The sequence below is a fragment of the Vibrio sp. S11_S32 genome (assembly GCF_014694465.1).
GTDB lineage: Bacteria > Pseudomonadota > Gammaproteobacteria > Enterobacterales > Vibrionaceae > Vibrio > Vibrio algicola.
This window is the reverse complement of the sequence record NZ_JAAUWS010000069.1, coordinates 1-10,104: the sequence shown is the minus strand read 5'-3', so window position 1 is coordinate 10,104 and position 10,104 is coordinate 1. Positions and strand designations below refer to the sequence as shown.

The 10,104-nt window shown below is 41.6% G+C and carries 10 protein-coding genes; 6 read left to right on the top strand and 4 right to left on the bottom strand.

Annotated features, from left to right (window positions below):
• Positions 1 to 239: 239 nt before the first annotated feature.
• Both HC723_RS15735 and HC723_RS15730 read right to left on the bottom strand, forming a co-directional pair.
• Positions 240 to 656, bottom strand: a complete 417-nt coding sequence (locus HC723_RS15735) for a GNAT family N-acetyltransferase (protein ID WP_153448810.1) — start codon at positions 654 to 656, stop codon at positions 240 to 242.
• Between the two features lie 157 nt (positions 657 to 813).
• On the bottom strand, positions 814 to 1,602 hold the full coding sequence (locus HC723_RS15730) for a ferredoxin--NADP reductase (protein ID WP_153448809.1): 789 nt from the start codon (positions 1,600 to 1,602) through the stop codon (positions 814 to 816).
• A 243-nt stretch (positions 1,603 to 1,845) separates the two neighbouring features.
• On the opposite strand from HC723_RS15730, the gene HC723_RS15725 reads away from it, so the two are divergent.
• From HC723_RS15725 to HC723_RS15705, 5 genes are all read left to right on the top strand, one after another.
• Positions 1,846 to 3,495 carry a phosphoethanolamine transferase gene (locus HC723_RS15725; protein ID WP_190339749.1) on the top strand — a complete coding sequence of 550 codons (1,650 nt, stop codon included), beginning with the start codon at positions 1,846 to 1,848 and terminating at the stop codon, positions 3,493 to 3,495.
• 18 nt (positions 3,496 to 3,513) lie between these two features.
• Positions 3,514 to 3,897 carry a diacylglycerol kinase gene (locus HC723_RS15720; protein ID WP_190339748.1) on the top strand — a complete coding sequence of 128 codons (384 nt, stop codon included), beginning with the start codon at positions 3,514 to 3,516 and terminating at the stop codon, positions 3,895 to 3,897.
• An 89-nt stretch (positions 3,898 to 3,986) separates the two neighbouring features.
• A complete protein-coding gene (locus tag HC723_RS15715) occupies positions 3,987 to 4,670 on the top strand; it encodes a response regulator transcription factor (RefSeq protein ID WP_190339747.1) in 684 nt (227 codons plus the stop codon).
• Complete coding sequence (locus HC723_RS15710) at positions 4,664 to 6,139, top strand: sensor histidine kinase (protein ID WP_190339746.1); 1,476 nt, start codon at positions 4,664 to 4,666, stop codon at positions 6,137 to 6,139. Before HC723_RS15715 ends, HC723_RS15710 begins: the two co-directional genes overlap by 7 nt.
• A gap of 319 nt (positions 6,140 to 6,458) precedes the next feature.
• Entirely contained in the window at positions 6,459 to 7,304 is an 846-nt protein-coding gene (locus HC723_RS15705; RefSeq protein WP_190339745.1) for a LysR family transcriptional regulator, read from the top strand.
• On the opposite strand, the gene HC723_RS15700 is transcribed toward HC723_RS15705, so the two are convergent.
• Complete coding sequence (locus HC723_RS15700) at positions 7,255 to 8,037, bottom strand: TSUP family transporter (protein WP_190339744.1); 783 nt, start codon at positions 8,035 to 8,037, stop codon at positions 7,255 to 7,257. The two genes, HC723_RS15705 and HC723_RS15700, sit on opposite strands and share 50 nt — an antisense overlap.
• Before the next feature lie 485 nt (positions 8,038 to 8,522).
• Between HC723_RS15700 and HC723_RS15695 the strand changes: the two genes are divergently transcribed.
• The gene (locus HC723_RS15695) at positions 8,523 to 9,461 is read left to right on the top strand and encodes a DUF808 domain-containing protein (RefSeq protein ID WP_190339743.1); all 939 of its coding nucleotides are present in this window, start codon (positions 8,523 to 8,525) and stop codon (positions 9,459 to 9,461) included.
• 180 nt (positions 9,462 to 9,641) lie between these two features.
• Here HC723_RS15695 and HC723_RS15690 read toward each other — a convergent pair whose 3' ends face one another.
• Positions 9,642 to 9,977 carry a glutathione S-transferase N-terminal domain-containing protein gene (locus tag HC723_RS15690; protein WP_190339750.1) on the bottom strand — a complete coding sequence of 112 codons (336 nt, stop codon included), beginning with the start codon at positions 9,975 to 9,977 and terminating at the stop codon, positions 9,642 to 9,644.
• Positions 9,978 to 10,104 lie beyond the last annotated feature (127 nt).

The window sequence follows — 10,104 nt, the reverse complement described above, 5'->3', positions numbered from 1 at the left end:
TTCGGGCTGCGTTTGTTGGTCTTTTCTACTTCGTCATCGGCTTTTCGTGTAGCCAGCTACACCACAAAGCCTCTTCCTTGTATGAAAACCCAACAATTCGCAGCAAAAACAACCACGAAAGATCAACTGCCCCTAATACCGACCTAAAAATATTATCGACCAATTTACAATAATAAGCAGCTTCGAGCTGATTCAGCACCCAGATAAGGTGTCTTCTGCGCGACACCTATCTTTATTTGTTATGTGATAATTTCACTACCACGATCCAGCACCCAGCAGCGCTCGTTTTTGGTGTAGCCAATTTGTCCATAATAGTCATTGGCTGCCGGTGCGGCGATTAAAAACAGTTTACATGTAGGCTCTATTTGGGCTTGTGTTTGAACTTGTAACTGCTTGCCTATTCCCGACCTTTGATATGCTTCATCAACCGCGAGGTCGGACAGATAGCAGCAATAATGGAAATCCGTAATAGAGCGAGAAATACCAACCAGTTTAGGTCCATCCCAAGCAGTGATTATGAGATTGCTATTGTTTAACATACCGTTGATACATTTGATATTTTCTATCGGTCTACGCTCTCTTAACGTCGTTCGCTTAAGCAAACCAATAAACTCGTCAGCCGAGATCTGCTGATTAACTTTATATTCGATACTCAATGTGACCTCCTTCTCATATAAAAATGTATTAGCAGGAAACGCGGATAAACCCATAGATATTTCTGACACAATCGCTGCTAATCGATGGTTTAAATGCAATAAAATACGTCTGTTTTACACTTACCGTTGCACGCATTAACCTACGCTGAGGAAAGCTTTACCAGTAATTCTCAAAGCTAAACTGACCGGATTCACTGCGCAGGTGTTTTTGATAGCCCATGCTTTCTAGGGTATCGCGGGTGTCGTGTACCATGTTGGGGTTGCCGCATAAATAGAAGAAACTGTGCTCTGGGGTTAACGTCACATGCGCGGCGGCAGATAATTGCTCGCTCTTAAGCAGTTCAGGAATTCGTCCTTGCAATGCGCCTTGCTCCACTTCACGCGACACAATCGGCACATAACGTAACTTGCCTTGGTAGGTTTTCATCATCTCAATGATCTTGTCTTTATATACCAACTCTTCTTTGGTCCGAACGGCATGGACTAACACCAAATGCTCAAATTTTTGGCATTGTTCGACTTCTTCTAAGATCGATAAAAATGGTCCGATCCCTGTGCCGGTCGACAACATCCATAAATCTATCGCACTGTCAGGTATCTCATCGACAGTCATAAAACCAGAAGGTTGGGTGCCGACATAAATCGTATTACCAGCCTGCAGATGGGCTAGAAGTGGGGTGAGTTGCCCTTGTGGAATTTCAATCACTAAGAATTCGAGGATTAAATTTTGCTTTTTCAGAGTGGGATTGTTGACCATAGAATAAGCGCGGCGCACCCATTCACCTTGGCCATTTACTAAGGCCAGTTTAGAAAATTGCCCAGCAATAAAAGCAGGGGAAGGGTACGCATTGGCTGGCACTTCGACGACCAGCGAAAAAAGGTGTTGCGCCCACTCAATCCGCTTAATCACTCGACCAGCAGTAAAACCAACAGGAATGTCTTTCATAAGTGACTCCTAGTTTTTCTATTTAATGGCAGCTATTAATCATACTCACAGTAATAATCTAGAATCATCATATACCTCGCCATTAACACAAACAAGAATTATTATCATTAAAATAAGGTAATGGACTCTTTGCTTTTATAATGAACGGTGAGTGATTGCGTTGAGGTAAGATTCAGTCTGTCTTCAGCCAATCTTAAGTTTCTGGGATTAATCTAGCCTTACTTTGATTTTATAGGTTTTCCCATGCGCAAATTATCCACTCCTGCTTGGTTTGATTCATTCCCACGTCCAACCATGAAAGTCACGACGCTTATTACCATTTTAGCGTTGTATTACGGTTTTGTTTTGAATTATCCGATTGTGAGTCGTGTTTTCGCATTAAGCAAAGATGTGCCTGATTTTTGGTTCCCGTATACCGGGCCTTTTGTGCTCTTTTTTGCTTTTATAGTGATATTTTCATTGTTAGCGTGGCCGGGCGTATTCAAACCTATCATGGCGTTGATCACGCTCACTTCTGGGATTGCCTTATTTGGCGCTGTCACCTACAAGATTTTATTTGATGTCTCGATGATGGAGAATGTTTTTGGTACGAATGCTTCGGAGATTTCGTTCTATCTAACTTTCCGCTCGGCCTTATTTTTTGTGGTGTTTGGCTTAATTCCCGCGATATTGATCTTGTGGGTTAAACTGGAATATCGAAAATCTATCTTTAAAGAATTATTAAGCCGCGTGATCATCATTATGATCGCCGTGTGTGGCATTGCCTTGATTGCAGTGACCACTTATAAAGATTACGCGTCTGTGGGTCGTAATAATAAGTATTTAAATAAAATGATCATTCCTGGTCATGTTTACAATACCTTTCAATATGTGAACCGAAACTTTTTAACCAAACCATTAAAGTACGTTGAACTGGGTCAAGATGCAGCGCTCACGCCGACCGCCAATAAAAAACCAACCTTAGTGATCTTAGTGTTAGGTGAAACCGCACGGAGCATGAATTTTACCGCCAATGGTTATGCGCGTGATACTCAGCCATACACCAAAGATTTGGGTTTGATTTCAATGAAAGATGTGTCGTCGTGTGGCACCTATACTGCGCTGTCGGTGCCTTGTATGTTCTCGAATATGGATCGAAAAGATTACAAAAAACCACGCGCTAATACCCAAGATAACGCGGTCGATATTATTGCAAAGAGTGGGGTTGAAACCTTATGGATAGACAATGATGGTGGTGATAAAGGCGTCGCTAAGAAAACCAAACTGATCCACGTTGATGCATCGCAAGATCCGGAGTTTTGTAATGGTGAAACGTGTTATGACGGCGTGTTACTCAAAAAAGCCCAACCATTTTTAAGCTCGGATGACAAAAAAGATAAGTTATTGGTGCTGCATACTATCGGCAGTCACGGGCCGACGTACTTCCAGCGTTTTCCTGCTAAAATGGCAAAGTTTGCGCCTTGGTGTAACCGTAAAGACATTGAACAGTGTAGCGATCAAGAAATAACTAACGTCTACGACAACACATTGATATATACTGACTACTTCTTGTCACAAGTTGTGAAAACCTTGCAGCAGTATTCCGATAAATACAATGTGGCAATGATGTATATTTCTGATCATGGTGAATCATTAGGTGAACATGGTTTGTATTTGCACGGCACCCCTTATTCGTTGGCACCGAAAGAGCAAACCACGGTGCCATGGCAAATGTGGATACCTAAGCAATATGCACAGCAAAAAAACATTAACCTTGATTGTGTCAAACGTGAATCACAAAAAACCGGTTATTCACATGATAACTTCTTCCATAGTTTGATTGGGTTTATGGGTGTGACCACCAAAGAGAAAAATGAGCAGCAAGATCTCTTTTCAAGCTGCCAATCACAATAATATTAATTGAGTTAAACAATGAACGATAAAACAGTAATAAAACGCACCGGTCTTAGCCGCATTATGTACACGCTTGTACACAGCAGTAATGGCGTGAAGTGGATGATTAAAAATGAAGCGGCTTTTCAGCAAGAACTGATGTTGCTGCTTCCTCTTACCATATTGACATTTTGGATTGATTTTACGGCGCTACAAACGCTGGCGATCATGTTGTCGATGCTGTTTGTGCTGTTTGCTGAAATGACCAATACCGCGATAGAAGCGGTGGTGGATCGCGTTGGGTTGGAATATCACGAACTGTCGGGTGTGGCAAAAAATATCGGCTCAGGGATCGTCACCTTAAGCATGATCATGTCGCTTATGGTGTGGGGCGTGATGTTGTACACCCACTTCTGCGCTTAACCGATATACTTTAAAGGCTCCCCATCACGGTGAGCCTTTTTTATTTGTGCCCATTTTTATTTACGTCAATATGGTTGAATAGGGAGCTCATGAAACTACTTATCATTGAAGACTCAGAAGCATTGCGCCGCAGTGTGGTGGTAGGATTAAATAACCTTGGCTTTACCATTGATGAAGCAGGTGATGGGGCAACCGGTTTAAGTATGGCGTTGCTCAATCAATATGACTTATTGATCTTGGATTTAATGCTGCCCAATGTTGATGGTATGGATATTTTGCGAGCTCTGCGCAAGCAAAATCTCGAAACCAAAGTCATTATTTTATCGGCTAAAAACCTCACTAAAGATAAAATTGATGGCTTGATGGATGGCGCAGACGATTACCTCACCAAACCCTTTTCTTTTGAAGAACTGCATGCGCGAATATTAGCGTTATTGCGTCGTGGGCAAACTAGTCAAGTCAATAATAGCCTTGAAATTGAAGGGTTTACGCTCGATCTTGAAACCAAAAGTTTTTCCTATCAAGGCCAAATCATTGATTTAACCCGCAATGAATTTAAGATTATTGAATGCTTATTTTTAGCGCAAGGTCGGGTGGTCAGTGCTGAAAAAATCAGTGAAGCGGTTATGGGCAATTTTGACCACTTATCTAAAAACACCATTGAATCGCACCTGTCTTCAGTGCGTAAAAAAGCGCGTCAATGTGGCGGTGATTTACCGATAAAGAATAAACGTGGCTTTGGCTACATTATTGAAAAGAGTCATTTATGCTAAACAAAAATCGTCCTCGTTCTATTAAGCGCAATTTGGTGAACTCGATTTCAGTATTATTTGGTGTGTTGATCTTCGCCATCTATTTATCGGTCGATTTAAGTATGGACAGTTGGGGCGATTCACAGTTTGATAGGGCTTTGATTAATAAAACCAATTATTTAAAGTCATTAGTTACCGTTAATAAATCGGGTGACGCGGTAAAATTCAATGATGGGATGATGAAAGATGCGAAAGGCAGTGATGATGTTGATTATTATCAATTATGGTATCAAGATAAAAGCTTTAAGCGTTCTGAATCATTAACCGCCTTTCCCGATTTGGAATTACTCAAAATTTCCTTGCCACTCAATACTACCCAAATCGTTGATATGAAACTACCAAATGGGGAAACAGGCAGAGCGTCACTTTCCTATTTTTTACCTGACTCCGAATTACTCCATACTCAACATGCTCACCCCGCCTATTTAACCTTATATGAATCAAATAGTTCGCTAGAAAAGATGCTGATGTTTCTGGATGTCTTATTAGTTGTGAGCTTTTTCTTCTCGATTTTTTTGGTGCGAAATGTGGCTACTCGCATTGTTAGTAATGGTTTGCAACCGCTGCAATACTTAAATGAAGAAATAAAAAAAATTGAAATTAATCAGCAAGAAAAGATTGATTCAGTAAAATTTATTGACTCACCAGTGACAGGCAAAACAATTGAAGAGATCGAACCGATCCGAAAAGAGATCAATAATTTTATTCAAGCGAATCAATTACTGCTACAAATGGAACAACGCTTAACTGGCGATATTGCCCATGAATTAAAAACGCCAATTGCGGAAATAATCAGTTTGAGTGAAGTCTATATTCGTTATCCAAATGATGAGCGAATAGGCCAAAGCTACAAGCAAGATATGCTTAAAATTGCGACTAGAATGAAAACCATCGTAGATAATTTACTGTTATTACAGCGATCATCCTCGAACGCCATGCAGTTAGATTATGATGTGTTAGATGCTAAATTTATGCTTGAGCAAGTGTTGCAAGATTTGGCCTTTAAAGTGCCGACTATTCAACAAAGGGTAGATGTGGCACTGAAAACCGATAATCTCTACGCCGATGCTTTCTCACTCAATGTCATTATTACCAATCTTATTGATAATGCATTATTTTATAGCCCTGAGAGTTCAACTGTGACGGTTTCACTCATACCGGCAACTCAATCTGGGCGCTGGTTATTACAAGTGACCAACGATTTGATTGTGCCGTTAAGTCAACAAGATATCGAGCATATTTTAGATCCGATGTACCAAGCCGATAGCTCACGAACCTCGAACGAACGGCACGGGTTAGGCTTATCAATCGTGGATAACATTTGTCGACAAAATGGTTATACATTGACCTTTAATACTGATATTGCACAGCAAGTTACCTTCACTGTCGGGCCGATAGCCTCAACGAATGAAAGATTGGATGACCATTGAGGCTGCTTTAAACAATCCTCAGGGTGAGCACCATTCACACTACAGTGTCGTCAAATCTTGCGGGTATAAATGAGGAAATAGAAAAGGCAAAATTGACTGTTTTTAATACCGTCAATATTGACCATACTATCTAGGTAATAAAAACTTATTACTCCTTAAAACCATTTATGCGGCTTTGCAACTCACCCTAATGCCAGTCGTTAGGGTGATTATTTTCCCCTATCTTCAATAAATCTATTCCCAATAAGCATGAATTTTATGCTAGTAGAATGCTATATTAGATCCATTCGGCTTACTTAAACTCAGGTTAATAAAAATTATGTTACTGGAAGGGATTGAAACCTTACTGGCACTCAGCCAAGAAAAAACCATGAGTCGGGTGGGGAGCCAGCTTTATATTAGTCAATCTGCGGTCAGTAAACGGATCGCCTTGCTTGAAAAAAAACTGGGTAAAAAATTGATAGTGCCAGACGGGCGTCATGTGCGTTTAACTTCGGCGGCTAATGAGTTGATTGCCAGTATTGGCCCTACCTTTCAAGAGTTACAAGGGCGCATTTATGAACAATATGACCTACAAGATCAAACGATTATTAAGCTAGATTGCTCGGAAACCTTAGTCGCCGGCTACTTATGCAAGATGATGGGGGAGCATTTTAAATGTGACGCTGCCATTCGGATCAGTACCCATCACACCCCAAGAATTGTCGAGCGTGTCCAGTCGGGTAAAGCGACCATTGGATTTTGTGCTGGCCACTTACCAGCTCAACATGGGCTGAAAGTGATACCGCTGTGGCAAGAACCGTTTGTGTTAATAAGCCAAGCGCCATTGCTGCAACTTCCTAAGCAAGTGCTCACCAACGATTTATCTAATCCTGCCAATAGAAATCAGTTTGATATGTTGTCGCAATTAAAGATTGAGGCTTTAATGGAGATGGATTCATATTCTGCGGCGGCGCAACTCGCACTTGGTGGAATTGCTGCCGCATTAGTGCCACTTTCGGTAGTGAAAACGTTAAAAATAGAGGCTAAGTATTGCTTTAGTTTTGAGTCGTTAAAGCCACTCTCTCGCCCGATTAATATCTGTTTACGCCCGAACAGTTATCAAAACGAAAGGGTTAAAAGATTGATTGCAGCAATTGTGGATGTTGTTCCCACAACAGTTTAAGCGCCATAGTCATCGACATAATGATCACCAAAGGGCGTACCACTTTTTGACCGTTGCCTAATACTACTTTGGCTCCTAATCGAGCGCCAATAAAATTCCCGATCGCCATGGTGAGACCAAGTTCCCAAATAGGTAATCCTGCCATAATAAAGAAAGACAACGCGGCAATGTTGGAGGTGAAATTTAACACCTTAGTACGAGCGGTAGCGGCAACTAAACTGTAGCGACCGAGCGCCACAAAACACACCGCAAATATTGAACCGGTTCCCGGGCCTAAAAAGCCATCATAAAAACCAACACTGGTACCGATAGCAAAGGCGAATGCCGCTTCTGATAATAATGGTTTTTCATCCGGTTTAGGGCTCAAGGACTTAGAGAATAAGAAATAGCTCGAAATGGCGATCAAAATGATTGGGATGATGCTCATTAATACATCGGCGTTGACATGCTGTACCGTGGTGGCACCAATGGCTGCACCAATAAAAGTACACACAATGGATAACCACATCGATTTAAGCTTCACCGTGCCGCTGCGAATAAAATACAAACTGGCAGAAAAGCTGCCAAATGAGCTTTGTAATTTATTGGTAGCTAAGGCTTGAGCGGGTGGGATCCCCGCAGCTAACAGTGCAGGAACGGTGAGTAAACCGCCACCACCGGCCATGGCGTCGATAAAGCCGGCTAATGCTGCAACGGCGACCAGTAGCGCCATTACTTCTAATGAGAGATCCATATTCTACCCTATAATAATAATTGAGCTGACAATAGCATTAAAAGCGCGGTAGGATCAGCAAAAGGAAGGAAATAGACCTATTCCAAATTTTCATTGGTTATATTGATGGGATTGCCTTTCTCAAGCGACTAGGACAGGACTGCATCTTTTCGGTGTATTCAACTTGATCAGATATTAAATGGAATGGGCAGAATAACGATGGGATCAAAAAATCCCTGCTTATAGACTTTACTTAGGATGGTAAAAAGCAGCCTAAAGCAGGGAGTGGGCTTATTATGATTGCGAATCAGAAGCACACAGAGTAATTATAGTCGTGGATTCAGCATTTATGGGTTGGCTTATGAAAAAGCGTTTAGTTTTCGAGGCAGATCTCAGCATTGAGTTTATACGTTTCGCCCCTGATAACCGAAGTTATGTGCTTTCATTTAGACTAACGAATTGATAAGTTATCGATTATTTTTTGTGATTACAGTTTAGGAAAACGCATGGCAGGTTTAAGTCTACTGACATTGTTAGATGATATAGCGTCAGTGCTCGATGATGTGGCACTGATGTCCAAAGTGGCCGCCAAGAAAACGGTTGGTGTGCTAGGCGATGATCTGGCGTTAAACGCACAGCAAGTCACAGGCGTGCGAGCTGAGCGTGAAATCCCTGTGGTTTGGGGTGTGGCTAAAGGCTCCTTTCGCAATAAATTAATATTAGTGCCCTCAGCCTTGTTAGTTAGCGCACTCGCGCCGTGGCTGCTGATGCCGGTGTTATTAATCGGGGGTTTGTATTTATGTTATGAAGGGGCAGAAAAAGTTCTCGAAAAATATTTACCTCATCACGCTGAGCATGATACTCAAACCGATGCGGTCGGTGGCAGTAAAGAACCGGTCGATTTAGTCGCATTTGAGAAAAAGAAAATCAAAGGCGCGATCCGTACCGACTTTATATTATCGCTTGAGATCATCGTGATCGCATTAGGAATAGTGCAAGGCCATCCGCAGTTAACTCAAATTTTCGTGGTGAGCTTTATCGCTTTTATCATGACCTGTGGGGTATATGGTTTGGTGGCTGGGATCGTAAAATTAGATGACTTAGGTTTTTATCTACAAAGAAAAAGCCAAGGTCGCGGCGCTTTGAATATGATTGGTGGCGCTCTGGTTGCCACGGCGCCTAAATTGATGAAAGTGCTCACGGTGGTGGGAACGGTTGCGATGTTCTTAGTTGGCGGTGGCATTATTGAGCATAGTATTGCGGCAGTGCATCATGTTACTCAAAGCTTGATCGCGCCAATGCTCTCTATGCCACTAGTGGCAACGGTTGCTCCTTATATCGTGACGGCAGTATTAGGTCTATTGGCTGGGACGGTATTGGTGGGGATATTGACTGGATTGGCAGGATTAAAGACAAGCTTAAATGGCAACAAAAACAATCACTAATATCATTTCCATTTAATATTTGATCAATTTTGAACGGCCATTAAATTTATGGCATTGGTATAAGAACGAACATTAGAAACTAAATAAAATGGCGAATGACCGATTGAAGGGTCATTCGCCACTTAATTGTTAGCGTGATTGTGTCACTTTTTCATGCGAATTCGAGGAGTAATAACCGAATTAAGCCGCCACAATCTCTTGTTCTAAATACTGAATGATATCGTTTGACTCATACAACCACTTCACATCACCTTGCTGCTCAATTCGTAAACAAGGGACTTTCATGGCGCCACCACAGGTTAATAGTTGCTCACGATGAGTCGGATTATTCTTGGCATCGCGTAATTCAATTTTCAAACTATTACGCTTAATCGCACGGCGTACTTTGACACAAAAAGGGCAGGCTTCATATTGATACAACGAAAGATGTTGCGTCGCAAGATCAATTTTTTGTTGCTCTGGCGCCGAGCGTTTGGTACCTGAAGGTGAAAAAACAAAATTGAGCAGTAAAATAATGAGCTATAGTGATTTCTGGTGTATGGAGGAACATTGCGATGTAATCTGTTAATTGGTCTCGGCAGATCAACAACTAATAGGAGATACATCGCAATGAATCAAGATTCTAATGTTATTTCAATTAATG

Bases quoted from the DNA above. Each gene is read 5' to 3' on its own strand.
- HC723_RS15730 (WP_153448809.1), bottom strand. From the start codon at position 1,602: ATGAAAGACATTCCTGTTGGTTTTACTGCTGGTCGAGTGATTAAGCGG.
- HC723_RS15725 (WP_190339749.1), top strand. From the start codon at position 1,846: ATGCGCAAATTATCCACTCCTGCTTGGTTTGATTCATTCCCACGTCCA.
- HC723_RS15720 (WP_190339748.1), top strand. From the start codon at position 3,514: ATGAACGATAAAACAGTAATAAAACGCACCGGTCTTAGCCGCATTATG.
- HC723_RS15715 (WP_190339747.1), top strand. From the start codon at position 3,987: ATGAAACTACTTATCATTGAAGACTCAGAAGCATTGCGCCGCAGTGTG.
- HC723_RS15710 (WP_190339746.1), top strand. From the start codon at position 4,664: ATGCTAAACAAAAATCGTCCTCGTTCTATTAAGCGCAATTTGGTGAAC.
- HC723_RS15705 (WP_190339745.1), top strand. From the start codon at position 6,459: ATGTTACTGGAAGGGATTGAAACCTTACTGGCACTCAGCCAAGAAAAA.
- HC723_RS15700 (WP_190339744.1), bottom strand. From the start codon at position 8,037: ATGGATCTCTCATTAGAAGTAATGGCGCTACTGGTCGCCGTTGCAGCA.
- HC723_RS15695 (WP_190339743.1), top strand. From the start codon at position 8,523: ATGGCAGGTTTAAGTCTACTGACATTGTTAGATGATATAGCGTCAGTG.